Origin of the sequence: Novosphingobium guangzhouense (assembly GCF_002896965.1) — a bacterium.
GTDB lineage: Bacteria > Pseudomonadota > Alphaproteobacteria > Sphingomonadales > Sphingomonadaceae > Novosphingobium > Novosphingobium guangzhouense.
In genome coordinates this window covers 161,055-186,650 of sequence record NZ_LYMM01000002.1, presented here as the reverse complement: position 1 = coordinate 186,650, position 25,596 = coordinate 161,055, and the positions used below count along the sequence as shown (strand labels likewise).

Annotated in this window: 26 protein-coding genes; 11 read left to right on the top strand and 15 right to left on the bottom strand. The window is 65.2% G+C overall.

Annotated features, from left to right (window positions below):
• Positions 1-435: 435 nt before the first annotated feature.
• From rpsA to A8V01_RS02330, 3 genes are all read left to right on the top strand, one after another.
• Positions 436-2,145, top strand: a complete 1,710-nt coding sequence (gene rpsA, locus A8V01_RS02340) for a 30S ribosomal protein S1 (RefSeq protein ID WP_103094349.1) — start codon at positions 436-438, stop codon at positions 2,143-2,145.
• A 162-nt stretch (positions 2,146-2,307) separates the two neighbouring features.
• The gene (gene gloB, locus A8V01_RS02335; protein ID WP_103094348.1) at positions 2,308-3,069 is read left to right on the top strand and encodes a hydroxyacylglutathione hydrolase; all 762 of its coding nucleotides are present in this window, start codon (positions 2,308-2,310) and stop codon (positions 3,067-3,069) included.
• On the top strand, positions 3,069-3,611 hold the full coding sequence (locus tag A8V01_RS02330) for a nucleoside 2-deoxyribosyltransferase domain-containing protein (protein ID WP_103094347.1): 543 nt from the start codon (positions 3,069-3,071) through the stop codon (positions 3,609-3,611). Before gloB ends, A8V01_RS02330 begins: the two co-directional genes overlap by 1 nt.
• 4 nt (positions 3,612-3,615) lie before the next feature.
• On the opposite strand, the gene A8V01_RS02325 is transcribed toward A8V01_RS02330, so the two are convergent.
• Entirely contained in the window at positions 3,616-3,804 is a 189-nt protein-coding gene (locus A8V01_RS02325; RefSeq protein ID WP_103094346.1) for a hypothetical protein, read from the bottom strand.
• A 142-nt stretch (positions 3,805-3,946) separates the two neighbouring features.
• Here A8V01_RS02325 and A8V01_RS02320 point away from each other — a divergent pair, with 142 nt between their 5' ends.
• Entirely contained in the window at positions 3,947-4,660 is a 714-nt protein-coding gene (locus A8V01_RS02320; RefSeq protein WP_103094345.1) for a DUF2490 domain-containing protein, read from the top strand.
• Between the two features lie 37 nt (positions 4,661-4,697).
• Here A8V01_RS02320 and A8V01_RS02315 read toward each other — a convergent pair whose 3' ends face one another.
• Complete coding sequence (locus A8V01_RS02315) at positions 4,698-5,963, bottom strand: amidohydrolase family protein (protein ID WP_103094344.1); 1,266 nt, start codon at positions 5,961-5,963, stop codon at positions 4,698-4,700.
• Between the two features lie 192 nt (positions 5,964-6,155).
• Between A8V01_RS02315 and A8V01_RS02310 the strand changes: the two genes are divergently transcribed.
• Positions 6,156-7,433, top strand: a complete 1,278-nt coding sequence (locus A8V01_RS02310) for a cytochrome P450 (protein WP_103094343.1) — start codon at positions 6,156-6,158, stop codon at positions 7,431-7,433.
• 4 nt (positions 7,434-7,437) lie between these two features.
• On the opposite strand, the gene A8V01_RS02305 is transcribed toward A8V01_RS02310, so the two are convergent.
• The 6 genes from A8V01_RS02305 to ykgO all read right to left on the bottom strand — a co-directional run bounded on the left by A8V01_RS02305 (position 7,438) and on the right by ykgO (position 12,521).
• Positions 7,438-8,178, bottom strand: coding sequence for a proteasome-type protease (locus A8V01_RS02305; RefSeq protein ID WP_103094342.1), 741 nt, complete (start codon positions 8,176-8,178; stop codon positions 7,438-7,440).
• A gap of 60 nt (positions 8,179-8,238) precedes the next feature.
• Positions 8,239-9,105 (bottom strand): transglutaminase family protein, encoded by an 867-nt coding sequence (locus tag A8V01_RS02300; protein ID WP_103094341.1) that lies wholly within the window; start codon positions 9,103-9,105, stop codon positions 8,239-8,241.
• Positions 9,106-9,117: 12 nt separating this feature from the next.
• Positions 9,118-10,065, bottom strand: a complete 948-nt coding sequence (locus A8V01_RS02295) for an alpha-E domain-containing protein (RefSeq protein ID WP_103094340.1) — start codon at positions 10,063-10,065, stop codon at positions 9,118-9,120.
• Positions 10,066-10,096: 31 nt separating this feature from the next.
• Entirely contained in the window at positions 10,097-11,545 is a 1,449-nt protein-coding gene (locus A8V01_RS02290; RefSeq protein ID WP_103094339.1) for a circularly permuted type 2 ATP-grasp protein, read from the bottom strand.
• 120 nt (positions 11,546-11,665) lie between these two features.
• Positions 11,666-12,310, bottom strand: coding sequence for an HAD-IA family hydrolase (locus A8V01_RS02285; protein WP_103094338.1), 645 nt, complete (start codon positions 12,308-12,310; stop codon positions 11,666-11,668).
• Positions 12,311-12,395: 85 nt separating this feature from the next.
• Positions 12,396-12,521 carry a type B 50S ribosomal protein L36 gene (gene ykgO, locus A8V01_RS02280; RefSeq protein ID WP_003046794.1) on the bottom strand — a complete coding sequence of 42 codons (126 nt, stop codon included), beginning with the start codon at positions 12,519-12,521 and terminating at the stop codon, positions 12,396-12,398.
• 232 nt (positions 12,522-12,753) lie between these two features.
• On the opposite strand from ykgO, the gene A8V01_RS02275 reads away from it, so the two are divergent.
• The 3 genes from A8V01_RS02275 to A8V01_RS02265 all read left to right on the top strand — a co-directional run bounded on the left by A8V01_RS02275 (position 12,754) and on the right by A8V01_RS02265 (position 15,399).
• Complete coding sequence (locus A8V01_RS02275) at positions 12,754-13,521, top strand: DUF4136 domain-containing protein (RefSeq protein ID WP_103094337.1); 768 nt, start codon at positions 12,754-12,756, stop codon at positions 13,519-13,521.
• Between the two features lie 121 nt (positions 13,522-13,642).
• Entirely contained in the window at positions 13,643-14,260 is a 618-nt protein-coding gene (locus tag A8V01_RS02270; RefSeq protein WP_103094336.1) for a DUF4136 domain-containing protein, read from the top strand.
• Complete coding sequence (locus A8V01_RS02265; RefSeq protein WP_103094335.1) at positions 14,257-15,399, top strand: M14 family metallopeptidase; 1,143 nt, start codon at positions 14,257-14,259, stop codon at positions 15,397-15,399. Before A8V01_RS02270 ends, A8V01_RS02265 begins: the two co-directional genes overlap by 4 nt.
• Positions 15,400-15,439: 40 nt before the next feature.
• Here A8V01_RS02265 and A8V01_RS02260 read toward each other — a convergent pair whose 3' ends face one another.
• From A8V01_RS02260 to A8V01_RS02245, 4 genes are all read right to left on the bottom strand, one after another.
• On the bottom strand, positions 15,440-16,051 hold the full coding sequence (locus A8V01_RS02260; RefSeq protein ID WP_103094334.1) for an RBBP9/YdeN family alpha/beta hydrolase: 612 nt from the start codon (positions 16,049-16,051) through the stop codon (positions 15,440-15,442).
• A 161-nt stretch (positions 16,052-16,212) separates the two neighbouring features.
• Positions 16,213-16,656 (bottom strand): cytidine deaminase, encoded by a 444-nt coding sequence (locus A8V01_RS02255; protein ID WP_103094333.1) that lies wholly within the window; start codon positions 16,654-16,656, stop codon positions 16,213-16,215.
• Positions 16,653-17,369: a glycoside hydrolase family 25 protein gene (locus tag A8V01_RS02250; protein ID WP_425437253.1), complete on the bottom strand. Its 717-nt coding sequence runs from the start codon at positions 17,367-17,369 to the stop codon at positions 16,653-16,655. Before A8V01_RS02250 ends, A8V01_RS02255 begins: the two co-directional genes overlap by 4 nt.
• A 7-nt stretch (positions 17,370-17,376) precedes the next feature.
• Entirely contained in the window at positions 17,377-17,859 is a 483-nt protein-coding gene (locus A8V01_RS02245) for a UPF0262 family protein (RefSeq protein WP_103094331.1), read from the bottom strand.
• A 207-nt stretch (positions 17,860-18,066) separates the two neighbouring features.
• Here A8V01_RS02245 and A8V01_RS02240 point away from each other — a divergent pair, with 207 nt between their 5' ends.
• Both A8V01_RS02240 and A8V01_RS02235 read left to right on the top strand, forming a co-directional pair.
• Positions 18,067-19,581 (top strand): replicative DNA helicase, encoded by a 1,515-nt coding sequence (locus A8V01_RS02240; protein ID WP_103094330.1) that lies wholly within the window; start codon positions 18,067-18,069, stop codon positions 19,579-19,581.
• Complete coding sequence (locus tag A8V01_RS02235; protein ID WP_103094329.1) at positions 19,574-20,314, top strand: SDR family NAD(P)-dependent oxidoreductase; 741 nt, start codon at positions 19,574-19,576, stop codon at positions 20,312-20,314. The genes A8V01_RS02240 and A8V01_RS02235 overlap by 8 nt, the downstream gene beginning before the upstream one ends.
• Positions 20,315-20,333: 19 nt before the next feature.
• Here the strand turns inward: A8V01_RS02235 and A8V01_RS02230 are convergent, their stop codons facing one another.
• The 3 genes from A8V01_RS02230 to A8V01_RS02220 all read right to left on the bottom strand — a co-directional run bounded on the left by A8V01_RS02230 (position 20,334) and on the right by A8V01_RS02220 (position 23,637).
• Positions 20,334-21,848, bottom strand: a complete 1,515-nt coding sequence (locus tag A8V01_RS02230) for an NCS1 family nucleobase:cation symporter-1 (protein ID WP_103094328.1) — start codon at positions 21,846-21,848, stop codon at positions 20,334-20,336.
• 110 nt (positions 21,849-21,958) lie between these two features.
• On the bottom strand, positions 21,959-22,480 hold the full coding sequence (locus tag A8V01_RS02225) for a GNAT family N-acetyltransferase (RefSeq protein WP_103094327.1): 522 nt from the start codon (positions 22,478-22,480) through the stop codon (positions 21,959-21,961).
• The gene (locus A8V01_RS02220) at positions 22,462-23,637 is read right to left on the bottom strand and encodes an aminotransferase (RefSeq protein ID WP_211294935.1); all 1,176 of its coding nucleotides are present in this window, start codon (positions 23,635-23,637) and stop codon (positions 22,462-22,464) included. Before A8V01_RS02220 ends, A8V01_RS02225 begins: the two co-directional genes overlap by 19 nt.
• Before the next feature lie 144 nt (positions 23,638-23,781).
• Here A8V01_RS02220 and A8V01_RS02215 point away from each other — a divergent pair, with 144 nt between their 5' ends.
• Positions 23,782-25,584, top strand: a complete 1,803-nt coding sequence (locus A8V01_RS02215; protein WP_103094326.1) for a hydantoinase B/oxoprolinase family protein — start codon at positions 23,782-23,784, stop codon at positions 25,582-25,584.
• The last annotated feature ends 12 nt before the right edge of the window (positions 25,585-25,596 follow it).

Sequence of the window (25,596 nt, the reverse complement as noted above, 5' to 3'; positions counted from 1 at the left end):
AAGGAGGCGAGGTCGGGAAACACATTCTCTATTTTTGCAAGAATATGCGCGCTTCATGCGCTATTGTCTCGGATCGTAGCGGAAATCATGGATGGTACCTGCCCGCCCATTCAAGGCCAGCGACTCGCTCCGACTGAACGTTGGCTATCTCTTCAAGCCGGCTCCGAACCAGACGGTCGCCAACCGGCCATTACAGCCCCCCATCGCCCTCTATCCACACGCACCCGCACCGCCAAAACCCTTGCATTTCGCCCGTCTCGCGCGTATGGGCGCCGGGTCCAGAAAGGCATCTGCCCGAAGGACGCCGCGAACGGCATCCGGTCGCCGCGGCAGTTCGGCCCCTTTGGCCCGTTTTCCTGCATGGTGCAGGCAGCGGAGAAAAGACCGGCGGATCCAACCGCCAGGCCGGAAAAATCGAACGAAGGAAATGTCTTAATGGCATCTGTTGCCAATCCGACCCGCGACGATTTCGCGAAGATGCTCGACGAGCAGCTCGGCGGCGTCGCCGATGACGGCTTCGAAGGCCGCGTCGTCAAGGGCACCGTCACCGCGATCGAGAACGACAAGGCTGTCATCGACGTGGGCCTCAAGAGCGAAGGCCGCGTGTCGCTGCGCGAATTCGCTCGTGGCGAAGACGACCACGGCCTGAAGGTCGGTGACGAAGTCGAAGTCTACGTCGACCGCGTCGAAAACGCCGACGGCGAAGCCATGCTGTCGCGCGACCGCGCCCGCCGCGAAGCTGCGTGGGACAAGCTCGAAAACGAATTCGGTGAAGGCAAGCGCGTCGAAGGCGTGATCTTCGGCCGCGTCAAGGGCGGCTTCACCGTCGACCTCGACGGCGCCGTTGCGTTCCTCCCCGGCTCGCAGGTCGACATCCGCCCCGTGCGCGACGTCACCCCGCTGATGGACGTGCCGCAGCCCTTCCAGATCCTGAAGATGGACCGTCGCCGTGGCAACATCGTCGTGTCGCGCCGCGCCGTCCTCGAAGAAACCCGCGCCGAACAGCGCAGCGAACTGATCGACAAGCTGAGCGAAGGCCAGGTCATCGACGGCGTCGTCAAGAACATCACCGACTACGGTGCGTTCGTTGACCTGGGCGGCATCGACGGCCTGCTCCATGTCACCGACATGAGCTACAAGCGCGTCAACCACCCGAGCGAAGTGATCGCCATCGGCGACACCGTGAAGGTCCAGATCATCCGCATCAACTCGGACACGCAGCGCATCAGCCTCGGCATGAAGCAGCTCGAAAGCGATCCGTGGGAAGGCGCATCGGTCAAGTACCCGGTCGGCGCGAAGCTGCAGGGCACTGTCACCAACATCACCGAATACGGCGCCTTCGTGGAGCTGGAAGCCGGGATCGAGGGCCTTGTCCACGTTTCGGAAATGTCCTGGACCAAGAAGAACGTCCACCCCGGCAAGATCGTCTCGACCTCGCAGGAAGTCGAAGTGGTCGTGCTCGAAGTCGATTCGGACAAGCGCCGCATCTCGCTCGGCCTCAAGCAGGCTCAGCAGAACCCCTGGGAAGCGTTCGCAGAACGTCACCCGGTTGGTTCGCAGGTCGAAGGCGAAGTCAAGAACGCGACCGAATTCGGTCTGTTCATCGGCCTCGACGGCGACGTGGACGGCATGGTCCACATGTCGGACATCGCATGGGGCATCTCGGGCGAAGACGCGCTGGCCCTGCACCGCAAGGGCGAGCAGGTTTCGGCCGTGGTTCTCGACGTCGACGTCGAGAAGGAGCGCATCTCGCTCGGCATGAAGCAGCTTGAGCGTGGCGCTCCGGCCGCTGGCGGTTCGTCGGCTGCCGAAGGCAACCTGCGCCGTGGCCAGGTCGTCACCGTCACCGTTCTCGAAGTTCGCGACGGCGGTCTGGAAGTCCAGGCTGGCGACGATGGCGCCACCGGCTTCATCAAGCGTTCGGACCTCGGCCGCGACCGCGACGAACAGCGCCCCGACCGCTTCCAGGTCGGCCAGAAGCTGGACGCCATGGTCACCGGTTTCGACCGTTCCAAGAAGCCGAACTTCTCGGTCAAGGCCCGCCAGCTGGCTGAAGAGAAGGAAGCAGTGGAGCAGTACGGTTCGTCGGATTCGGGCGCTTCGCTCGGCGACATCCTCGGAGAAGCTCTGAAGAACCGTTCGTAAGAACGTTCTTCGGCTTCATCGAAGCTGAAACAGTAAAGGCCCGTCCGGAGCGATCCGGGCGGGCTTTTGCTTTGTGCCTTTGCCTTGCGGAAAAGTGATGCAGGCGCGCCCTTTCCCGGCGGGCGGCAAGCGCCTACATCACTTTCCGCAAGGAGAGTATCGATGCTCGAAGTCCACCAGTTCCCCTGTCTGTCCGACAACTACGGCTACCTGCTGCACGATCCCGCAAGCCAGGAGACGGTGTGCATCGACACCCCCGATGCCGACGAATATCTGCGGCAGGCGGGGCGCAAGGGCTGGCAGATCACGCAGATCTGGAACACCCACTGGCACCCCGACCATGCCGGCGGCAATGCGGCGATCAAGGCCGCCACCGGCTGCCGGATCACGGCTCCGACCGGCGATGCGGGCAAAATCGAAGCGGTCGATCGCACCGTGGGCCAGGGCGATGTCGTCTCCATCGGCGACCGGCAGGCGCTTGTCATCGATGTCGGCGGGCACACCGACGGGCACGTCGCCTACCACTTGCGCGGATCGTCCATCGCCTTTGTGGGCGACGCGCTGTTCGCGCTGGGCTGCGGGCGCATGTTCGAAGGCAATCCGGAGCAGTTCTGGGCCTCGCTGGAACGGCTGAAAGCGCTGCCCGGCGAAACCATGATCTACTGCGCACACGAATACACTGCGTCCAACGCGCGCTTCGCGCTCCATGCCGACCCGGACAACGCGGACCTTCAGGCTTATGCCGAAGAAATCGCCCGCCTGCGCGACAAGGGTCTGCCGACGGTGCCGACCAAGCTTGAGCGCGAATTGCGGACCAATCCCTTCCTGCGCGCCGACGCCCCGGACATCCAGCAACGCTGGGGCCACCCCGGCGATGCGGTGGCGACTTTCGCGGCCCTGCGCGCGGCCAAGGATACGTTCTGATGGCGTTGCGCAGTCTGGCCGCCGCCCTGCTGACCTTGCCGCTGGCCGCCACTTCGGCAACCGCGGCCGAAGTAGTGACCTCGCCCGCGCCCCTGCCCGCCACGCATGAACGTGCGCGCGTGTTCCTGGGCGGCAGCATCGAGATGGGCGTCGCGCGCGACTGGCAGGCCGACCTGATCGCCGCCCTGGCGAACGAGCCCGCGATCCTGCTCAACCCGCGCCGCCCGGATTGGAATCCGGCCTGGAAGCCGGTGGCCGAGGAGCCGCAGTTCCGCCGTCAGGTCGAATGGGAACTCTCCGCCCTCGACAGCGCGGACGTCATCGTCATGTATCTGGCGCCCGGCACGCAAAGCCCGATCAGCCTGCTGGAACTGGGCCTGCACGGCCGCAGCGGGAAAGTGGTGCTGCTTTGCCCGGACGGGTTCTGGCGCAAGGGCAACGTCGATATCACCGCCGAACGCTACGGCATCACGCGGGTCGCGACCTTCGACGAACTGGTCGCCGAAGTGCGCGCCCGGCTGCGGCGGTGGAAACCGGAATAGGCCGTCAGGTTTCCGGGAAGGACAGTGTCCTGTTCAGCCGCTCCATCACTTCGTCGAGCGGCTCTACCACGGTGACCGAGCGGCCCTCTCCGAAGCGGACGCGGGTGCCTTCGGTCACTTGCGACACAAAGGTTACCTGCGAGGCATTGATGGCGATGGCGGTACGGTCTGCCCCGGTGAACTTCACGAACATGCAACACCTCTCCTGCTTCTTATTGGACCGCCAGACTATGCCGGGATCGCGCTTTGCGAAAGAGGGCTTTACGCATCGGCGGCGACACAAGACCTGACGACGCGGCAACCAACGCGACACGTTCCAGCCATATCCCGGCGGCATGATTCCGCGCCCTTTTCGCCCCGCATTCCTCGCGCTCGCCGCTGCCGCCCTTCCCCCCCTCGCCCTCACCGCCGCCACCCCGGCCCTTGCCGAGACGACGCAGGACGAACAGGCGTGGATCAACCTGACGGCGATGGGGCCGATCGCGGGCGATGTGGTCTATTTCGCGGAATTCCAGCCGCGCATGGGCGACGGCATATCGCGCGTGGAACACCTGCTGCTGCGCGGCGCGGTAGGGGTCAAGCTGTCCCCTTCGGCAACGCTCTATCAGGGCTATGCGCATATCGCTTCCCCCATCGAGGGCGCCCGCGACATCAATGAGGAGCGCAGCTTCCAGCAATTGAACCTTGCGCTGGGCAAGCCGCTGGGCGGCGAACTGTCGTCGCGCACGCGGCTGGAGCAGCGCTGGCGATCGGACGGGGGCGACATGGGCTGGCGCCTGCGCGAGATGATTCGCTACGAGCACCCTCTGAAGTCCGGCAGCGACGCGGTGAACGCGCTTGTCTATGCCGAAGGCTTCGTGGCGCTCAACGATACGGACTGGGGCGCGCGCGGCGGGTTCGACCAATTGCGCAGCTTTATCGGCGCCGAAGTGGGCCTGCCGGGCGCCTCGACGCTGGAACTGGGCTATCTCAACCAGGCCATCGACCAGACACGCGGCCGAACCCGCGTGAACCACGTTGCATCGGTAACGCTGTTCTACCGGCACTGATACCCTCCCCGAGCATGCTCGGGGAGGAATGCCATCGTCAGAACGGCAGGTTGTAGAGGCGCACCGCGTTGTCCTGCAGCACCTTCTTGCGGGTGGCGTGGTCGTAGCCGCCCAGCACGTCCTTCAGATGTTCCTGCACGCCCGGATAGAGCGACGTGGGATGCGGGAAATCGGTTTCGAACATCACGTTGTCCACGCCGATGATTTCCAGCAGGTACTTGGGCGCGATCTTCTCGAACCAGAAGGTGCAGAAGAAATGGTCGCGGAAGTAGTCCCAGGGCTGCTTCTTGAGCACGTCACGCTTGATCGGCAGCATTTCGCGGAACTGGTGCTCCAGCGCCTCAACCGCGAAGGGCACCCAGCCCGCGCCGCTTTCGATCAGGCCGATCTTGAGCTTGGGATGCTGATCCAGCCGTCCCGAAACCATCCAGTTGCCCAGCGTGGCCGCGTTGCCGATCGAGAACATCGTCGCCACCACCGACAGGGTCTGTTCGAACTGGAAGCCTTCCCAGGTCAGCGTGTTGGGGTCGATCGCCGCATTGAGGTGGAAGTTCAGCGGCATCCCGGTCGCTTCGCACATCTCCAGGAACGGGGTCCAGTAATCGTGGTTGAAGCTGGGCACGCCGACGCGTTCGGGGGTATCGGGCAGCACGAAGCCCTTGAGGCCGATGTCGTGGCAGCGCTTTGCCTCTGCTTCCAGCGCTTTCTGGTCCCAGAACGGCAGGTGCGCCATGTTGAAGATGCGCTGGCCCGACGTTTCCTGAAACTCTGCCGAGGCATCGTTGTAGATCTGGATGACCTTGAGCGCGAGATCGAGATCGCCCAGGCTCATCAGCGAACCGGCCTGCGTCACGCCCGAATTCTGGAAGCAGATCTGCGCGTAGACGCCCATGTCGTCCATCGCCTGAAGGCGAGCCTTCAGTTCATGGCCGCCGGGGTGCGCCTGCTCCAGCTTGGGAAAGGCAAGGCGGCCCAGCAGCTTGTTATTGTCGGCACGGATGACGTTGCCGCCCAGCGTGCCGAAATCGCGGTTGCCCACGAACCAGCGGTCCGTGCCGTTGACCCGTTCCACGCGCGGCATCTTGTCCTTCCACCCCGCCGGAGCGCGGCTGGTGAACAGGTCCGGCGCTTCGGTGATGTGGGTGTCGGTATCGACGATCTTGATGCCTTCGAACATCGGGTCGAGCCCGCCCGACTGCGAGGCATAGTCCACCTCGCGGATCACGCCGCCTTCGGTATATCCTTCCGCAGACCAGTACTTGCGCGCATTCGCGGCCATTTCCTGCGTGTCAGACTCAGCCATCTCTCAATCTCCCGAAAAAACGATTAGGCTTCATTTCGCAATCGGGCCGGGTTCGCACAATCGCGCAGGGCAACGCCGGGACGATGACTGGCGTTGCGGGGCGCGAGGTGGCGCAATTGCGTCATTCTGCGCAGCTACGGCCCTCTTGTTGGGGAGCGGCCGTCCGGGCATCTATTCGTCCGGGAGACGACTATGCCACAATCGCGAACGCTTGACGACATCCGCGTGGACTATGAAGCGCCGGACAACGTGCCGAAGGACCGGGTGGTCGATCTCTCGTTCGCCAACGGCAGCGAGCCGAACGACCTTGTCGATCCCTACGAACCCTTCGCCTGGCTTAACGGCGAAGAGATTCCCCGGCTGCTCTACAATCCGCCGATGCGCCATGGGCTGGGCGCGATTTCGGGCAACCAGCGCGGCAACTGGGTAGTATCGCACTATGCCGATATCGAACGGGTCTATACCGACAACGACCACTTTTCGAACGCCGGCACGGCGGAATTCCAGCGCCTGATCGGCGAAACGTTCAAGTCGATCCCCCTCGCCATCGATCCGCCGGACCACCAGAAATACCGGCTCTACCTGATGCCCTACTTCTCTCCGGCGCGGATCACCCGCGATCTGGAACCGCGCATCCGCAAGGTCGTGGTCGAAATGATCGACGCGGTCGCCGACAAGGGCGAAGTGGACATGGCCTGGGATTTTGGCCGGGTCTATCCGGTGCGCATCTTCATGGGCCTGATGGGCTTTCCCGAAGAGATGTTCGAACAGTTCCTCGACTGGGAATGGGACATCCTGCACTCCGGCGACCTCTCCAAGATGCAGGCGGCGCTGCGCGGGGTGCTGGATTTCCTGCGCGCCTTCATCGCCGAAAAGGAGCGCACGCCCGACGACCACCTCGTCTCCGCCATCGTTCACGGAAAGATCGAAGGCCGCCCCCCGACCGAGGACGAGAAGATCGGCATGGTCTGGTTCCTGTGGCTTGGCGGGCTGGACACCGTGGCCGCCACGATCGCGCAGATGTTCCGGCGCATGGCCTTGCAGCCCGAAATCCAGCGCGCAATCCGCGAACGGCCCGAACTGATCAACGGCGCGGTGGAGGAATTCCTGCGCACGCAGCCGATCCTGTCATCCACGCGCACGGCGACGAAGGACTTCGAATGGCACGGGATTCAGGTGAGGAAGGGCGATTCGTTCCAGTGCCTGAACCCGGCGGGGAACTTCGACCCCGCCCGCTTTGCAGATCCGCGCACCTTCGATCCCGAACGCAAGGCCAACCGGCACTTCACGTTCGTCGGCGGGGTCCACATCTGCCTGGGCGCGCATCTGGCGCGGCGCGAACTGCGCGTGCTGCTGGAGGAATGGTTCAATCGCATCCCGGAATTCCGTCCGAAACCGGGCTCCGACACGACGGTGTTTCCAGGGCTTCTATCGATCCGCAATCTGCCGCTGGTATGGGACCGGACGTGACAGCCTAGTCGATCCGGTAGTCGGGCAAGCCATCCAGCGCGTTGCGCAGCGCCTCGCTCCAACTGGTGGAGACGGACTGGAAATAGGGGTCGTTGGCGTCGATCCGCCGTTCGTGACGGGGCGCGAAATTGTCCCGCTCGATCACCAGAAGGTCCAGCGGCAGACCGACGGAAAGGTTCGCCTTGAGCGTCGAATCGAACGATACCGTCAGCAGCTTCACCGCGCTTTCGAAGCTCATGTCGCGTTCGTAGCCACGGATCAGGATCGGGCGGCCGTACTTCGTCTCTCCGATCTGGAAGAAGGGGGTATCGAAGCTCGCCTCGATGAAGTTGCCTTCGGGGTAGATAAGGAACAGGCGCGGTTCCATGCCCTTGATCTGGCCCGCCACGATCATCGATGCGCTGAACGTGCCTGCCGCCGCCTTCTGGCCGTTGTCCGTGGCGCGTTCCTCGATGATGTCCTGCAGCAGATTGCCCACGATCGAGGCGACCTTGAACATCGTCGGCGCTTCCAGCAGCGAATTGTGCCTTTCGGACGGCGCCTTGGTGCGCTCTTCCAGCTGGCTGATGACAGCCTGCGTGGTGGCAAGGTTGCCCGCCGTCATGACCGAGATGATGCGTTCGCCGGGGATCTCCCAGTGCACCATCTTGCGGAACGTGGAGATGTTATCGACGCCCGAATTGGTGCGCGTGTCGCTCATCAGGACGAGCCCGCGATCGAGCATCATGCCGACACAATAAGTCATGGTACTACGTCAAACCCCGTGCAAACCCGTGCTGCCCGTACCCCACCGGGCCACAGGGGTCTAGCTGCCTTGCGTCTGCTGCTGCCCGCCCTGCGCGGACTGCTGCTGCTGTTGTGATCCTACCGCGCTTTCATCTACCGACAGATGAACGTCCAGCCGGGTTTCTCCCGCATTGATGGCGATTCCAGTGACCGGCGCAGCTTCCGAATAGTCGCAGCCCGTCGACACACGGATATAGCGTTCATCGGGGCAGATCGCGTTCGATATGTCGAAGCCCACCCAGCCAAGGCCGGACACGTGCGCCTCCGCCCAGCCGTGGCCGGCTTCCTGTTCGGTGCGGCCATCCATCCTGAGATAGCCGCCGACGTAGCGCATCGGCACGTCAAGCATCCGCCCCGCCGCGATGAAGATATGCGCATGATCCTGGCACACCCCCTTCCCCGCGCTCAGCGCCTGTTCGGCGGTCGTCTGCGAATCGGTGGTTCCGGGGACATATTCCACCTGTTCTCCGATCACGCGCGACAGGGTGTGCAGATAGCCCAGCATGTCCGCGCGATCCGCCTCGATCCCGGCCAGCAGCTGGCGCACCCTGGGCCCCGGCTTCGTCAGCTTCGTGGGCCGCAGGAAGCACCAAAGCGGCATCAGCCCGAAGTTCTGGCCAACCACCCCGTTGTTGTCGATCGTGCGCACGGTGCCTTCGCAGGTCACGACCACTTCAGGCACGCCCGGTTCGATCGAGACGAGGTCGACATGGTTGTAATGCTGGTCTTCGTAGGAAGCCTGCGGCTGCGCGCCCTCCAGCGTCATGCGCCAGTCCAGCACTTCCTGCCCGTGCGTGGACTTGGGCTTGAGGCGCAGACGTTGCAGGCCGTGGCTTACCTTGTCCGCGAAGACATAGCGCGTAGTGTGCTTGACGGTCAGGAGCACCTTGGCGCCCTCCTACTCGGTAAAGCGATAATCGGCGGCGATGACGTTGCCGATCTCGATGATCTTGGTGATGCAGTCCTGCAGGTATTCGTGCAGCCCCTGATCGAAGATTTCCTCGATCGTGGTCTGGTGCAGCGTCGCGCCGACATCGCGCAGCAGCTGATGCGCGGACACCTCATGGCCGTATTCCTTGGCCAGCCCCGCCATGTTGCTGCGGATCTTTTCGTAGCAGAACAGCAGGCTGCGCGGGAACTGACCGTCAAGGATCAGGAACTTCGCAATGCCGCGCGGGTCCATCGATCCGGCGTTGAGCCACGAATAGGCCCGGTTGCCTGCGACCGAGCGCAGCAGGGTATCCCACTGCACGTTGTCGAGGCTGGAGCCCACCCACGCGGTCGACGGCAGCAGCACGTAATACTTCACGTCAAGGATGCGCGCGGTATTGTCCGCCCGTTCGATGAACGTGCCGATACGCGAGAAGTTGAATACCTCGTTGCGCAGCATCGTGCCTTCCAGCGCGCCGCGCACCAGCGTGCCGGTGCGGCGAATCTGCATCAGCACTTCGCCCAGATTGGTTTCCCGCACCGGCCGCGCCAGCAGTTCGCGCAGGGACATCCAGCCTTCGTTGGTGGTTTCCCAGACCGCGTTGGTCAGGCTGGTGCGCACCACGCGGGCGTTGGTCCGCGCGTTCTCCACCATCGCCAGAACCGATCCGGGATTGTCCTTTTCGCGCAGCAGGAAATTGAACACCTGCGGGCCGGTAATCTCGGAATGCAGTTCGTTGTAGGCTTCCAGCTGGCCGGTTGTGGTCAGCACCGAGCGCCATTCCTCATCCTGCGAACGCCGGCTGCCCCGCGTCAGCGCAAGGTGAAAGCCCACGTCGATCAGGCGCGCGGTATTTTCCGCCCGTTCCAGGTAGCGGCTCATCCAGTAGACGCCGTTTGCGGCCCGTCCGAGCATCAGAGAGTTCCCCCCATCGTTCCCGCGGCGCTCATTCGTCCAGCACCCAGCTGTCCTTGGTGCCGCCGCCCTGGGAGGAATTGACCACCAGCGACCCCTTCTTCAGCGCCACGCGCGTCAGCCCGCCCGGCGTGATGTCGATCCCGTCGGGCGATACGAGCACGAAGGGCCGCAGATCGACGTGCCGGGGGGCAAGCCCCTCCTTGGTGAAGATCGGCACGGTGGACAGCGAAAGCGTGGGCTGGGCGATGTAATTGCCCGGCTTGGCGCGCAGCTTCGCCTCGAATTCCGCGATCTCCTTCTTCGAGGAAGTCGGGCCGATCAGCATGCCGTAGCCGCCCGAACCGTGGACTTCCTTGACCACCAGATCGGCCAGATTATCCAGCACATAGCCCAGCGAATCCGCTTCGGAGCAGCGCCAGGTCGGGACGTTCTGCAGAATCGGCTTTTCGCCGGTGTAGAACTCCACGATCTCGGGCATGTAGCTGTAGATCGCCTTGTCGTCGGCAATGCCGGTGCCCGGCGCATTGGCGATGGTGACGCCGCCCGAACGATAGACGTCGAATATTCCCGCCACGCCCAGCACGGAATCGGGGTTGAACGTCAGCGGATCAAGGTAATCGTCGTCCACCCGGCGGTAGATCACGTCGATCGCCTTGTAGCCGGTGGTCGTGCGCATGCACACGCGCCCGTCCATCACGCGCAAGTCGCTGCCTTCCACCAGTTCGGCGCCCATCTGGTCGGCCAGGAAGGCATGTTCGAAGTAGGCGGAATTGTAGATACCCGGCGTCAGCACCGCCACGACCGGGCGCTTGCCGCCGACTTTCGCGGGATCGTAAGCCGCCGGGGCACAGGCCCGCAGCGACCGGGCCAGCCGGCGCGGATAGTCGGAAACGGGGCGGACCGGAACCTTGGTGAACAGTTCCGGGAACATCGCCATCATCGTCTCGCGGTTTTCGAGCATGTACGAGACGCCGGAGGGCGTGCGGGCGTTGTCTTCCAGCACCATGAATTCGTCCGGCCCGGTACGGACAAGGTCGATGCCGACGATGTGGGTATAGACCCCGCCGGGCGGGGTGAAGCCGATCATCTGCGTCAGGAACGCTTCGTTGTTGCGCAGCGCCTCGATCGGCAGGCGGCCGGAGCGGATGATCTCCTGCCGGTGGTAGAGATCCTGCAGGAACGCGTTCAGCGCGCGCACCCGCTGTTCGATCCCCAGTGTCAGCTTGCGCCATTCACGCGCGGTGATGATCCGGGGGATCATGTCGAAGGGGATCAGGCGTTCTTCGCCCGCGTCATCCCCATAGACGTTGAAGGTGATCCCGATGCGGCGGAAGAAGCGTTCAGCCTCTGCATCCTGCCGCCGCAGCCAGGTGGTGTCCTGACCGTCGAACCATTGGCGGAAATCTTCGTAAGCGGGACGAACGGAGCCGTCCGCATTGAGCATCTCGTCGAAGTTCTTGCTGCCCGCAGTCGCCATTGTGACTCCCTGTTGACCAATTGATGCAACAGGAATCGGGACTTGCCAAGCAGTCTCGCTGCAAGTGCGAAAGAAATTTAACCAGACGGCAAAAGCCGCGAAATCGGAGCGATCCGATCGTCAATCAAGCAGGCCCCGCCCGGCCAGATCGACCCGCAGCGCCTCGGCGCCGTCGAAGTGATGGGCCTGCCAGCCCAGATCGCGCGCGGCCGCGATGTTCGCTGCGTTATCGTCCACGAACAGCATCGCCTGCGGATCGTGCCCGAAGCGGCGGGCCGCCAGGTCGAAGATGCGCGCGTCGGGCTTCACCAGCTTCTCGTCGCCCGAGACGACGATATCGCCGAACAGGTCGAACAGCGGTTCCGTGGCGCGGTATTCGCGCCAGAAGGTGCTGGCGAAATTGGTGATCGCAAACAGCGGCACGCCGCGCGCCGACAGGTCGCGCACGATTTCATGGCTGCCGGGGACATTGCCGGGGATCGTCTCTGCGAAGCGGGTAGCGTAAGCGTCCAGCAGGTGGTCGTGGCCGGGGAACTCCGCCTTGCGGGCGGCCACCATCTCGGCAAGATCGCGTCCGGCGTCATGCTCGAAGTGCCAGTCGTGAGTCACGACATTGGCCATGAACCAGTCCAGCCGTTCCGGCTCGGCGATCAGTTTGCCGAACAACAGGCGCATGTCCCACTCGATCAGCACTTTGCCGACATCGAAGACCACAGCCTTTACGGGGCCATCAACCGGAGCATCGATTTTGCGGACTGCAGACATGACAAGACCCCCGCGATCGGCGGGGGCCTCATGCACGTGACGAAACCGTCCGCCTGTCATCGCCCGCCGAAGCGGGCGTACAGGATCAGCCCTGGCGGGCCTTGAAGCGACGGTTGGTCTTGTTGATAACGTAAGTGCGGCCGCGACGACGGATCACGCGGTTGTCCCGGTGGCGGTCCTTGAGCGACTTGAGGCTGTTGCGAATCTTCATGGTCTTCTCGTCCGTGTGGTCGTGGCGGTTACCGACCGCCGGAAATTCGAAGTGGCGCCGTTAGTGGCCAGAACCGGCAAAGTCAAGCGTTACCGGCCGTTGCGGGCGCCCCGGCCAACGCCTATCTTCGTTCAGGCGCGGGCAAGTTGCGGCCCGCATAAGACAAAAGACGGGCGCGACGCCACCGAATTCGGACCGGAACACGATGAAATTAATAGAAGCCCCGGGGAAAATGCTCAAAGCTGCGGGAATCGCCGCAGGGATCGCAGCCTCGCTGCTCGGCTCTTCCGCTCAGGCCCAATGGGGGCCAGACCCAGTGGGATCAGGCCCAGTGGGATCAGGCTGGCGGGACGGCTATGGCAGCGGCTGGGGGCGGCCCGGCTGGGGCGGATCGATGCTCGATTCGCAGCGCGTCCAGACCCGTTCGAAGGATTCGCGCGAAGGCCACGTCGAAGTGAGCCGCTTCGTCTCTCCCGATGCCGCCGCGACTGCAGAGCTTGGCCATGGCCCGGTATCGGTCGAATCCGAATCGGGTGACGGCGCATGGGTCGAGGCCGGTGCGCGCCGTGCTTATGAGGCCGCGATCATCGACGCCCTTGTCGGCGCCGGTTACGATACGCTTCACCCCGACACGCCGCAGCCGCAGATCACCAAGCTGCGCATTTCGCGCCAGGTGCTCTCCCCGGCCGAGGAAAAGCGCAGCCCGGTCAGCGGCACCGCCGCCATGGAAGTGGGCACTTATGGTCAGGCCTATGGCCTTGGCATCAACATCGACATGACCAAGCCGCGGTCGGCCCTTGTCTCCACCCGCCTCGACGCGCGCATCCTCGATCGCGCCAGCGGCAAGGTGCTGTGGGAAGGCTACGCCACGATCGCCACCCGCGAAGGCGACGACAAATGGCCCGACGGAATGATCGCCACCAAGCTGGCCGGCGCCCTGTTCGACAATTTCCCCAAGGCCGACCAGATCGAGCCGGATGGCGTGGGCCGCGAAGGATAAGGGCGGAACCGCCCACCCCCGCGGCGGATTATATGGCGTATGCTGAGGCGACGCTTGTCGAAGCCCCCTCGGCAGGGCACTGAGGCAAGGACCACAAGGCCCGCAAAGAGGACTCGATATCATGCGCACCCTGCCCGCATTCGTTACACTGGCTGCCGCGCTGGCGCTGTCCGCCTGCGTCGCGCCGGTCGGCCCGGTCGAAGTCACGCGCTTTCACGCTCCCGATATGTCGCGCCTTGGCCAGGGCACGATCCGCGTGGAGCCTGCGCCGGGGCAGGCAGACAGCCTTGAGTTCCGCACTTACGCTGCGGCCGTCGCGCGTGAACTGACCCGCATCGGATACACCGAACCCCTCCCCGGCCAGAGCGGCTCATCGACGGCCAGCGCGCAAGTCGCGTTGCTGACGCTTGAGCGCAACACCTACCAGCCCCAGCGCTCGAACAGCCCCGTTTCTGTCGGCGTGGGCGGCGGCACCGGCGGCTATGGATCGGGCGTGGGGCTGGGAATCGGCTTCGACCTTTCCGGCAAGCCCAAGGAACAAGTGGAAACGCGCGTGTTCGTATCCATCCGCGAGCGCGGCGCCGCCCCCACCGCCACCGCCTTGTGGGAAGGGCGCGCGGGCTTCGTCGTGCGCGGCGATTCGCCGCTGGCCCAGGCACCGCTCGGCTCTGCGAAAGTTGCCGAAGCGCTGTTCAAGGGGTTTCCGGGACAGTCGGGCGAAACTATTCAGGTTAAATGACCGACATCCAGATCACCGCTTCGTTCGATTCCGGCAACATCGAAGTCCTCTCCGTCTCCGGGCCAGAGGCCAGCCTGTCGATCCGCAAGGATCACCAGTCCGACTTCTTCCAGTGGTTCCACTTCCGCGTCTCGGGCGCGGCGGGCCGCGAAGTGGTGCTGCGGATCACCGGCCTCAACGGTTCGGCCTATCCGATGGGCTGGCCCAATTACGACGCCGTCGTCTCTGAAGACCGCGAATACTGGAGCCGCGCGGAAAGCACCTTCGACGAAAGCCGCGACGGTGGAACCCTGACGATCCGGTATGAGCCCGTCGGCGACCTTGCGTGGTTCGCCTACTTCGCGCCCTATTCGATGGAGCGCCACCACGACCTCGTCGCCGCGATCGCAGGGGCAGACGGCGTTTCGCACCGCTCTCTCGGCCTCACGCTGGACGGGCAGGCGATCGACTGCCTCGACATGGGCGACGGGCCGCTGCAGGTCTGGCTCTACGCCCGCCAGCACCCCGGCGAATCGATGGCGGAATGGTGGATGGAAGGCGCGCTTGACCTGCTGGCCGATCCCGCCAGTTCGGTCGGCCGCGAACTGCGCAAGCGCTGCACCCTGCATGTCGTGCCCAATGCCAACCCCGACGGTTCGCGCCGGGGGCACTTGCGCACCAATGCGGCAGGCGTGAACCTCAACCGCGAATGGGCCGAACCCACGCCTGAAAAGTCTCCCGAAGTGCTGGCGATCCGCAATGCGATGGACGCAACCGGCGTTGACTTCGCGATGGACGTCCATGGTGACGAGGCGATTCCGGCCGTGTTCCTTGCCGGTTTCGAAGGCATCCCGTCGCTCAAGGACGAACAGCAGGCGGGCTACACCCGCTACGCCGACCTGCTGGAACGCCGCACGCCCGATTTCCAGACCAAGGTGGGCTACCCGCTTACCCGGCCGGGCAAGGGCAACCTGACGATGTCCACCAACCAGCTGGCGGAGCGCTACGGCGCCGTGTCGATGACGCTGGAAATGCCCTTCAAGGACCACAACCCTGCGGCGGACAAGGCGCAGGGGTGGAGCCCGGAGCGTTCGGCACAACTTGGCCGCGATTGCATGGCCGCGCTGCTTGAATGGCTGGTGGAGCGCGAAACAGCCTGATGAGGGTGGTCCCGGATCTGCTCCGGGACCACGCCAGGCCCTAGAACGCGGCCCTGCGCCGTTCCGCCTGCACTGCGCCGCGTGCCCAGTGCGGTTCGGCCAGTTCCACCCCCAGCGCACCGACGATGGACTGAAGCAGCACCCAGCCTCCGGCCCAGTCGCCGCGCGGCTCGTCCGCGATCGGGCAGGCGCCCCAGTCGCTCGCCAGCCGCAGCATCGAACGCTGCGCCGAACCGTCAAGGTCGGCGACAAGGAACGAAGTGAACGGCAGCACTGCGCGCGGGCAGGCCCCGAAGGCGGCAAGGCGCGGGTCGGCGCCGGCCAGGTCCACGTTCGGCGCATCGACGATCAGCGCGCCGATCACCGGGCTTTGTGCGTCGGCCGCCTCGAATTCCACCCACCATGCCAGAGCCAGCGCGGCGATATCGTCGGTCACCACCACCACCGGCCGGTCCGCGCGGCGGATCGCAAGGTTCAGCTTGTTGACCCAGGTATTGCGGTGCGGCTCGTCCCAGAGGCCGAGTTCCACCACGCGGCAGTCCTCGCTCCACTGCGCCCACCGGCTCATCCAGTGCCCCGGCGAAAGCGGGGTGCCGGGCACCAGCAGGATCAGCGGCGTGTCATGTTCAGGCGAATTGGGAAGGGTAGCCATGGGAATCTCCAGTTGATCGAAGTTCCGCCGGTCGACTCTGGATGAGTTCGAATGAGCTGGCCGACTGCCCTGGAGATTATCTCAACTCAAAAGATAGACAATAGGCCATGCGACGGACGGAGCCTGCCGCTGGATGTGTGGTCATGAGGGTTCAGGCAGACTCAGCCCAGGTTTGCAGGTCCAAAAGCATACGGCAGCAGTTCGGAAAGCCGCGTTTCCAACACGCCTTCGGCGCCGTCGCACCATACCACCGGGTCCGTGCCGCCAAGCTGCGCGATCTCGTTGATGACCTGACGGCAGCGGCCGCACGGGGTCACTTGCGGCCCCTGCCCTGCCGCGCCGGGGGCACCGCCGGTGACCGCCACGGCCTGCAGCTGCGGCCGGTCGCCCTTCGCCAGAATGCCCGCGATCGCAACCGTTTCGGCGCAGAGCGACAGGCCGTAGCTGGCGTTCTCCACATTGGCGCCGGTCACCACGGTGCCGTCACCCAGCAGCAGCGCAGCGCCCACGTGGAAGTTGGAATAAGGCGCATAGGCACCGCCAGCGGCGGTGCGGGCGGCGGCCATCAGGGTGTCGCGGGTATCGCCGTTGATCTCGGTCGTCATGGCAGCACGACTACCCAGCGCAGCCCCCCTTGCGCAACCTCGTTGGCAAGCGAATGGTTCGCCGTCCACATCGTCCACGGCCGCCCGGCATAGCCCGGCTCGAAACGGTCCTGCACCAGCCACAGGTTGCGGTCCAGCTTGTGCGCGATGGTGTAGCGCGACTGGAACGCGGGCGTGACCTTGAGGATCACCGGCTTGCCTGCGTGTGTCTCCACCTGGTTGAGAAACGTCATCAGCTCGCTCTCGACCCGCGCGTCGGAGACTTTCACCGGGCAATTGTCGGCCAGCATGTCGAGTTCGACGGCGGGCGGCAGCAGCTTGGCATCGCGCGGTACGGTGGTGACGAAGTTCGCCGCCTGCGTCCCCGCCGGCTGGCACGGATCGTAGCGGTGCAGCGCGCCCACCTGCATCCCGGCCGCCTTGGCCGCATCGAAATTGTCGACGAAAGCGGGATCACGGGCAAATGCACTGGCGCTGGCATCGATATAAGCGAAGTCGGCGCCGATCGCCTTCAGCGATTTCCAGCTGACTTCGCCGTCATCGACGCCGATTTCCACGCCCTGCAGCGGATAGATCGATCGCTCCGGCGTCCAGTGGCGCAGATGCCACCAGCCCCACGCCCCGGCGATCATCGCCAGCAGCAGCAACGCCCCTGCCGCGCGCCACAACAGCCGCCTGCCGCCCGAAGCGGTCCTTCCCTTGCGTGCCACGATATCCCCTTCAGCCGCGGATATGCAGGACGCAGATCAGCGTGAACAGCCGCCGTGCCGTGGGATGATCGGTCTCCACCTTGCCGTGAAGGCGTTCGAGCAGCAGTTCCGAAGCCTCGTTGTGGATCGCGCGGCGGGCCATGTCGATGGTTTCGATCTCCTGCGCGGTGGCCTTGCGAATCGCCTGATAATAGCTTTCGCAAATCGCGAAATACTCACGAATCGGACGCCGGAACCGGGCCAGGCCAAGCACCAGCGTCTCCAGCTGGGTGCCGTCCTCGGCCGTGATCTGCAGCGAAAGCCGCCCGTCCTGCACTGACAGGCGCAGCCGATAAGGCCCTTCGTTGCCCGCGTCGGTGGAACGCAAGGGCTTGAAGACATTGTCTTCTATGAGATCGAAGATGGCGATGCGCCGTTCCTGTTCGATATCGGCATTGCGCCACAGGATGGTCGCATCGTCGAGTTCGATATGGGATATGCGCGGGTCGGCCATTACGGCATGCCCTTTACGCGGTTGCAGCGGGCGCGGGCAAGTGGGCATGGCGCCCAGCGCCCCCCAAGCCGCGCCCCAGGCCGCCTCCCAGGCATCCCCCTGCCGTCCCGGCACCGGGCATGTCCCCACGCATCCACAGCTTGTGGATTAATATCCCGCCCCGTCCGACTTGTTCGCGCCACGCTGGCGGCGCATTGTCCCGCGCTTATGGTCCAGCCTGTTGCCCTTGCCCGCCCCGACGATGCGGAAGTCCGCACCCTGCCCGCAAACGTGGAGGCGGAAGCCGCTTTCCTGGGCGCCGTCCTGATCGACAACCGCGTGATCGAGGAACTGCAGACACAGCTTGGCCCCCAGCACTTCTTCGAGCCCGTCCACACCCGCATCTATGAGCGGATCCTGCAGCTGCTGGACCGCAAGGCCGTGGTCACCCCGGTTACCCTGCGCCCTTACTTCGAGGCCGACGAATCGCTCAAGGCACTGGGCGGCGTCGCCTACCTTGCGCGGCTGACGGCCGATGGCCAGGGCCTGCTCGCCCCGCGCGAACTGGCGGACCAGATCTACGACCTTGCGCTGCTGCGCGAACTGATCTCGGTCGGTCGCAACCTTGTGTCCGAAGCGATGGACACCTCCGAATCGGTGGAGCCGCAGGAGCAGATCGAACGCGCCGAAGCCGCGCTTTACAAGGTGGCCGAAGGCGCCGCGACCGCGAACGAAGCCAAAAGCTTCGGCTCCGCCACCCGCGTTGCGATCCAGGCCATTGAAAAGGCGTTCAATTCGGGCGGCCACATCTCGGGCAAGACCACCGGCCTCACTTCGGTCAATCAGAAGATCGGCGGCCTGCACGATTCCGACCTTATCATCCTTGCCGGACGTCCCGGCATGGGCAAGACCTCGCTCGTCACCAACATCGCCTTCAACACCGCGCAGCGCTACGTCGACGACACCGTGCGCGACGGCATGCCGCATGAAAAGTCGGTGGGCGCGCCGGTGGCCTTCTTCAGCCTTGAAATGAGCGCGGACCAGCTGGCCACGCGTATCCTTGCCGAACAGTCGAACATCAGTTCCGAAGCGCTGCGCATGGGCAAGATCAGCCGCGAGGACTTCCAGTCTTTGTCCTTCGCCAGCCAGCGCCTTGCCGAACTGCCGCTCTACATCGACGATAGCCCCGGCCTGACGATCGCCGGCCTGCGCACCCGCGCGCGCCGCCTCAAGCGCCGCCACAACATCGGCCTCGTCATCATCGACTACCTGCAGCTGCTGTCCGGTTCGGGCCGTGCCACCGACAACCGCGTGAACGAAATCTCCGAGATTTCGCGCGGGCTGAAAACGCTGGCGAAGGAACTGGGCGTGCCGGTAATCGCGCTTTCGCAGCTGTCCCGTGCGGTGGAACAGCGCGACGACAAGCGGCCGATGCTGTCCGACCTCCGCGAATCGGGATCGATCGAGCAGGACGCCGACATGGTCTGGTTCGTGTTCCGCGAAGACTACTACGTAAAGGCGACCGAGCCCAAGTTCCCCAGCGACACCGATGGTCCCGACGTCAAGGACAAGTGGGAAACCTGGCGCTCCAAGATGGAGGAAGTCACCGGCCTGTCGGAACTGATCATCGCCAAGCAGCGTCACGGTGCCACCGGCAAGGTGCGCCTGCGCTTCGAGGCGCGCATCACCAAGTTCTCCGACCTTGCGCCCGATGACATGCGCGCCGCGTTCGAAAGTGACTGACGGCAGGGTTATCCTCATCGCCGGCGGCTCGGGCTCGATCGGCAGCGCCATCGCCCGGCTTGCGCTGGAACAGGGCTGGAAGGTGGCGCTCCACGGCCGCGACGCCGAAAAGCTTCAGGACGTGGTCGTCGATTTATCCGATTTCGGCACGATAGACGGCTTCGCCGCCGACATCCGCGAAGACGATGCGGCCGAAACGCTGATCGCCGAAGTGGCCGAGCAATACGGCCGGATCGATGCCGTGATCGACTGCACGGCCACCGGCCCGCAAGGGATAACCGGGCTGTTTCCAGGCACTTCGCCCGAGGTCTTCGGCGATTTCCTCAGGGTATCGGTGGGCTGGACCCAGCGGCTGGCCCATGCCGCATACGAACTTCTGGCGCAGCAGGGCGGCACGCTGATCGCCTTCGTTTCGGATGCCGGCATCTACGCCGCGCCGCGCCAGACGCTGATCGGGGCGGCGCGGGCAGGGACGATCGGGTTCGTCCGCAATTTCGCGGTAGAGGCCGCACGCGACGGCATCCGCGCCCATGTCATCTCCCCCAGCTATGTCGAAGGCAGCGAAAGCGCGCGACGGATGGGGTCGGAACGGATGGCAAAGGCAGCACAACGCGCGGGCCTTGGCCTGCCCACCGCCGACGATATCGCCCCGCTGGCGCTGTTCCTGTGCAGCGACGGCGCCCGCCGGATGACCGGGCAGGTGCTCAGCATCAATGGCGGTCTTAACGCCTGAGAATTGAGGGTCTGACCAATCAGGCCGCCTGCGGCTCCAGCGTCAGCGGCGGCGCGGTGCGGCCGCGCATCATCAGCGCGTAGGACACCAGCGCAACGCCCACGCCCACGAACCACGCATACGTGTAGATCACGGACCACATTTCACCCACGCTGCCGAACAGGCCCGGCGCCGACACCTTGAGGAAGCCCGGCACATTGGGGGCAATGCCCAGCGCCAGCGCGATAAGCGCGCGCGGGTTCCAGCCGTTGCCGTAAACGTAAGGGCCGCTTTCGCTGTAGAGCCCCTCGACGTCCAGCTTCGTTTCGCGCACCAGCCAGTAGTCGGCGATCAGGATGCCGGTGATCGGGCCCAGCAGCGCGCCGTAGCCGGTCAGCCAGGTGAAGATGTAACCTTCGGTGCTGGCCATCAGCTTCCACGGCATGATGACAAGGCCGATCACCGCCGTGATCAGCGCTCCGGTGCGATAGGATATGCGCGAAGGGCTGAGCGAGGCGAAGTCATAGGCCGAACACACAAGGTTCGCGGCGATGTTGCACGATACCGTGTCTACCGCGATCACGATCAGGCCCAGCAACACGAACGGCCCCGAAAGCGTGCCCGCCAGCGCCACCGGATCCCAGATCGCATGGCCGTAGATGACGACGGTGGCAGACGTGGTCATGACGCTGATCAGCGCGATCAGGCCCATGGTCGGCGGCAGGCCAAGGGTCTGGCCGATCATCTGGTCCCGCTGGGTCTTCGCAAAACGGGTGAAATCCGGGATGTTAAGCGCCAGCGTACCCCAGAAACCCACCATCGCCGTCATCGAAGGCAGCCATACCGCCCAGAACTGCCCTTCCTTCGCCCCGCCCGGCCCGAAGGCGGACGGCGCGGAGAAGATCGGGCCGATCCCGCCCGCAGCGTCGATCGCCCACCACAGCAGCGCCACGCAGGCCACGATCTTGAGCGGCGCGGTCCAGGTTTCCAGCCGGCGGATCGTCAGCAGCCCCTTGCGCACGAACAGCAGCTGCACCAGCCAGAAGGCCATGAACGCAAGCAACTGACCGATACCGATGCCGAAGAACGGCAGCGGCGCGCCGCGCAGGTCCGCGCCAAGGAAAATGCCCAGCAGCGTCAGCAGCGCCTCGCCGCCGATCCAGGTCTGGATACCGTACCACCCGCAGGCCACCAGCGCGCGGGCAAGCGCGGGAAGCCGCGCGCCGACCGTGCCGAACGAAGCGCGTACCAGCACCGCGAATGGCACGCCGTAGCGCGTCCCGGAATGCCCGATCAGCAGCATCGGCACCAGGATCACGACATTGCCGAGAACCACCGTGACCGCCGCCTGCGTCGCCGACATGCCCTGTTCGATCAGGCCCGCCGCCAGCATCCAAGTCGGCACCGCAACGACCATGCCCACCCACAGCGCCGCGAAGTGCCACCAGCGCCAGTTGCGCTGCGCGGCATCGGTCGGGGCAAGGTCCGCATTCCAGAGCGTGTCGTCTCCGGCCGCGCCACTGACCCCGGCTGCATGTGTCTGAACGTGATCCATCCGGCCCCCACCTGAAACTGGAAAGGACGAAGGATGCCGCAGCGCAGCATGGCGTCAAGCCCCTGATTTCATCGCTCTCCGGCAGACGGTCAGGCGCTGAATCTGCGCAGTCAAAGCGCTCTGCGCATGTATCGCGCATCCGGCCCATAACTTGCCAGCTTGCGCTGCAGCGCGGCATCGGGCGGCACGGCGGCAAAGCCCTGCCCCTGCCAGAACGCTGCGGTGTCATTGACCGAAACCAGCGCCACTTCGTCCCCGCCAAGACCGCGCAATACGGCGAACAACTGCCTGACGGCGGGGGAAGCATGGCCCTGCCCGCGCACATCGGGATGGAGTGCCAGATCGTGCAGGTAGTATGCCGTCCGCGCCTGCGGCACGCTGCCCAGCAGGCTGTCGAGCGGCGGGATAGCGCCCAGCGGCCAGGGATAGGCGATGAGGTAGCCCCTGACCGCTTCATCCGCCGGGTCCGCCAGCACAGAACAGCCTTGCGCGAAGAGGGCCAGCCGTTCCTCGAAACAGGCGCGGGCCTCGAAGTGATCGGGGAACGAAGCGCGGGCCACGTCCACCACCCCGTCGATATCGGACGCGCGCATCGCCCGCCATTGCAGCCCGCTCACAAGCTGCGCACCCATGCCGCGATGCGGGTGAGCGCTTCGTCCAGCACCGCATCGGGCTTGGTGTAGCACAGCCGCACGATATGCGTCGGCGTCCGTTCGCTGCCGCCCGCATAGAGCGCGCTGACCGGCACCGTCGCCACCCCCGCTTCGCGCAAGGCCCTTTCGCTGAATTCAGCATCACTCAGCGCGATGCCCGATGCGGCAAGGTCGATGCAGAGGAACCACGTGGCCGCATTGGGCAGCACGACGAGGCCCGCCGCTTCCAGCCCCCGCTTCAGCCGATCGCGCGATGCGGACCATTCGGCATGAAGCGCATCAAGGATGTCCCCCCGCCCCAGCCCTTCGGCCACGGCCCATTGCAGCGGCACTGCCGTGGTGAAGGTCAGGAACTGATGCACCCGGCCCAGCGCGACGGCGAGATCTCCCTGCGCCGCCATCCAGCCGATCTTCCACCCGGTCAGCCCGAAGATCTTGCCCGCCGACCCGATCTTCACCACCCGCCCCGCCATGCCTTCGCAGGCCATCAGCGAACGGTGGGTCCTGCCGTCGAAGCGTACCTGCTCCCATACCTCGTCACATATGGCGACAAGATCGTGCGCGATGCAGAACGCGGCGATCGCCGCCAGTTCCGCCTCGCCGGCGACAGTTCCGGCAGGGTTGAGCGGGTCGTTGAGCATGATCACCCGCGTGCGCGGCGTAACCGCCGCTTCCAGCGCCGCCGCCTCGTAGCGGTAATGCGGCGGCTCCAGCAGGACGCTGACCGGAACGCCCCCGGCCCGGCGCACCATCGGCGCATAGGCATCGTAGGCGGGCTGGAACAGGATCACCTCGTCCCCCGGCGCCACAAGCGCAAGCACGGCTGCGGCGATCGCCTCCGTCGCGCCCGATGTGACCGTCACCTGCGCCGGGGCAAGGTCCAGCCCCTGTGTGCGGGCGTAATGGGCGCAGACCGCCGCACGCAGTTCGGGCAGCCCGGCGCTGGGCGGGTACTGGTTCGACCGTTCGTGCAGCGCGCGCGATGCGGCATCCAGCAGCGCGGCAGGCGGCGGCCCATCCGGAAAGCCCTGCCCCAGATTGATGGCGCCGACCTCCCGCGCCAGCGCCGACATCCGCTCGAACACGGTGGTCCCCATCTCGGCATAGACGGGATGGATGCGGCTGATGGTCTTCATCGAGGGGGCGGCTCCGGCACGGCTTCTCGGCAAGGGCGATAGCGGCCCCTTTCGCAAATTGCACGTCGCCCCGCGCGCTTTGTCGAGAAGCCCGCCGCCGCCGGACTTATTCCCGAACCGTCCGGGAAGAGGAACACACAAGGCATGTCCTACGAACTTAACCGCGCGCTGGCTGCCCGCCGCGCGCCGTTGCCGACCGACGCGCACGTCGATGCGGTCACCGCCGATATCATCCGCGGCGCGTTCGAGACGGTATGCTTCGAAAGCGCAACTTACCTTGGCCGCGCGGCATCTTCGCCGATCATCAACCAGTCCAACGAACGCAATGCCGCCATCGTCGATGCGCATGGCCGGCTGGCGATGGGCGCGGTGGGCACGCCGCACCTTACTTTCGTCAACCAGATGGAGACGCGCTGGGGCCTGATGAACCAGGAGCGTTACGACTGGGGACCGGGTGACGTCTTCCTTGCCAACGACCCCGACCATGGCGGTGGCCACCTGCCCGACTATTGCGTCTATGCGCCGGTCTACGATGCACAAGGCAAGCTCGTCTGCATCCAGACCCTGCAGGCCCATCAGGGGGACACCGGCGGCAAGGACCCCGGCGGCTTCTCGCTCGACGCGACGGACCTGTTCACCGAGGGCGTGATCTATCCCTGCCTCAAGCTGGTCCACCGGGGGGAGTTGCGCCGCGACGTGTTCGACGCGGTGGTGCGCAACAACCGCTTCGCGACCTTCGGCGGGGATATCGCGGCCATGATCGGCGGCGTCCAGCACGCCGTCGCCATGCTCGACCGGCTGGTGGAAAAGTGGGGGGCCGACGTCATCCGTGCGGCGATCAACCAGTCCATCGCGCAGACCGAGCGCCGCGTGCGCGAGGAAGTGGCCAAGTGGCCCGACGGCACGCACGAAGCCACCGTCTTCATCGACCATGACACCGCCGGCACCCGGGACGTGCGGGTCCACGTCACCTGCACGATCGCCGGGGACCAGCTGACCGTGGACCTCACCGGCACTGACGACCGGCCCGAACTGGTGGGCGTGTGGAACACCTTCGCCAACACCCGCAGCTACGTGATGTGCCAGGTGGTGGCCGCGATGGACCCCACCATCGTCAAGAACGAAGGCTACTTCGACGCGGTGGAGATCGTGGTTCCCGAAGGGTGCATCGCCCAGCCACCGCCGAACAAACCCGCCGCGCTCGGCTCCTTCCACCCCGCCTGCGAAATCACGGAAGCGGTGTGCATCGCCCTGTCCCACGTCGCGCCCGAACGTTCGCAGCCGCAGCTCTACAAGATCGGCATGCCCAACATGGTGGTCGGCTTCGACGATGACGGCATGATGTGGATGGATCAGGGCGTGGACTGCCGATCGATGGACGTGTCGGCGGTGGCCGGGCTCGACGGCTGGGGTTCATGCCCCAGCGCGCTGGGCAGCCTGATCCTTTCCGAAGCGGAGGACGCCGAAAGCCGCTTTCCGATCCTCAACATCAGCCGCGAGATGACCACAGACGGCGGCGGCGCGGGTCAGTGGCGCGGGGCGCCGGGATCGCTCAACGTCAAGCAGGTGCTCAAGCCCACGTCGGCCACGGCATGGATGGTTTCGGCCGAGCACCCGCTGAGCGGCATGTGCGGCGGCGATGATGCCATCCCCTATACCAACCGTTTTGAAGTGGGCTCCCCTGCGGAGCGGCCGATCCTCCACACCGCGCAGGACCTGCTGCCCGCGGGCGCCGTGATCGCGTACCAGCACGGCGGCGGCGGCGGTTTCGGACCTGCGCTGCGGCGCGACCCGGAAAGCGTGAAGGAAGACGTGCTCGACGAATACGTCAGCCCGGAGGCGGCGCGCGCGAAATACGGCGTCGTGCTGACCGGCAGGCTGGAAGACTACACGCTCGCCGTCGACCACGCAGCCACGCAAGCGCTGCGGGCGCAGATGGCGGCGTAGGAAAGGCGCCTC

Excerpts from the sequence above, each read along its gene's own strand:
- rpsA (WP_103094349.1), top strand. The coding sequence starts at position 436 with ATGGCATCTGTTGCCAATCCGACCCGCGACGATTTCGCGAAGATGCTC.
- gloB (WP_103094348.1), top strand. The coding sequence starts at position 2,308 with ATGCTCGAAGTCCACCAGTTCCCCTGTCTGTCCGACAACTACGGCTAC.
- A8V01_RS02330 (WP_103094347.1), top strand. The coding sequence starts at position 3,069 with ATGGCGTTGCGCAGTCTGGCCGCCGCCCTGCTGACCTTGCCGCTGGCC.
- A8V01_RS02325 (WP_103094346.1), bottom strand. The coding sequence starts at position 3,804 with ATGTTCGTGAAGTTCACCGGGGCAGACCGTACCGCCATCGCCATCAAT.
- A8V01_RS02320 (WP_103094345.1), top strand. The coding sequence starts at position 3,947 with ATGATTCCGCGCCCTTTTCGCCCCGCATTCCTCGCGCTCGCCGCTGCC.
- A8V01_RS02315 (WP_103094344.1), bottom strand. The coding sequence starts at position 5,963 with ATGGCTGAGTCTGACACGCAGGAAATGGCCGCGAATGCGCGCAAGTAC.
- A8V01_RS02310 (WP_103094343.1), top strand. The coding sequence starts at position 6,156 with ATGCCACAATCGCGAACGCTTGACGACATCCGCGTGGACTATGAAGCG.
- A8V01_RS02305 (WP_103094342.1), bottom strand. The coding sequence starts at position 8,178 with ATGACTTATTGTGTCGGCATGATGCTCGATCGCGGGCTCGTCCTGATG.
- A8V01_RS02295 (WP_103094340.1), bottom strand. The coding sequence starts at position 10,065 with ATGCTCGGACGGGCCGCAAACGGCGTCTACTGGATGAGCCGCTACCTG.
- A8V01_RS02290 (WP_103094339.1), bottom strand. The coding sequence starts at position 11,545 with ATGGCGACTGCGGGCAGCAAGAACTTCGACGAGATGCTCAATGCGGAC.
- A8V01_RS02285 (WP_103094338.1), bottom strand. The coding sequence starts at position 12,310 with ATGTCTGCAGTCCGCAAAATCGATGCTCCGGTTGATGGCCCCGTAAAG.
- ykgO (WP_003046794.1), bottom strand. The coding sequence starts at position 12,521 with ATGAAGATTCGCAACAGCCTCAAGTCGCTCAAGGACCGCCACCGGGAC.
- A8V01_RS02275 (WP_103094337.1), top strand. The coding sequence starts at position 12,754 with ATGCTCAAAGCTGCGGGAATCGCCGCAGGGATCGCAGCCTCGCTGCTC.
- A8V01_RS02270 (WP_103094336.1), top strand. The coding sequence starts at position 13,643 with ATGCGCACCCTGCCCGCATTCGTTACACTGGCTGCCGCGCTGGCGCTG.
- A8V01_RS02265 (WP_103094335.1), top strand. The coding sequence starts at position 14,257 with ATGACCGACATCCAGATCACCGCTTCGTTCGATTCCGGCAACATCGAA.
- A8V01_RS02260 (WP_103094334.1), bottom strand. The coding sequence starts at position 16,051 with ATGGCTACCCTTCCCAATTCGCCTGAACATGACACGCCGCTGATCCTG.
- A8V01_RS02255 (WP_103094333.1), bottom strand. The coding sequence starts at position 16,656 with ATGACGACCGAGATCAACGGCGATACCCGCGACACCCTGATGGCCGCC.
- A8V01_RS02245 (WP_103094331.1), bottom strand. The coding sequence starts at position 17,859 with ATGGCCGACCCGCGCATATCCCATATCGAACTCGACGATGCGACCATC.
- A8V01_RS02240 (WP_103094330.1), top strand. The coding sequence starts at position 18,067 with ATGGTCCAGCCTGTTGCCCTTGCCCGCCCCGACGATGCGGAAGTCCGC.
- A8V01_RS02230 (WP_103094328.1), bottom strand. The coding sequence starts at position 21,848 with ATGGATCACGTTCAGACACATGCAGCCGGGGTCAGTGGCGCGGCCGGA.
- A8V01_RS02225 (WP_103094327.1), bottom strand. The coding sequence starts at position 22,480 with ATGGGTGCGCAGCTTGTGAGCGGGCTGCAATGGCGGGCGATGCGCGCG.
- A8V01_RS02220 (WP_211294935.1), bottom strand. The coding sequence starts at position 23,637 with ATGAAGACCATCAGCCGCATCCATCCCGTCTATGCCGAGATGGGGACC.
- A8V01_RS02215 (WP_103094326.1), top strand. The coding sequence starts at position 23,782 with ATGTCCTACGAACTTAACCGCGCGCTGGCTGCCCGCCGCGCGCCGTTG.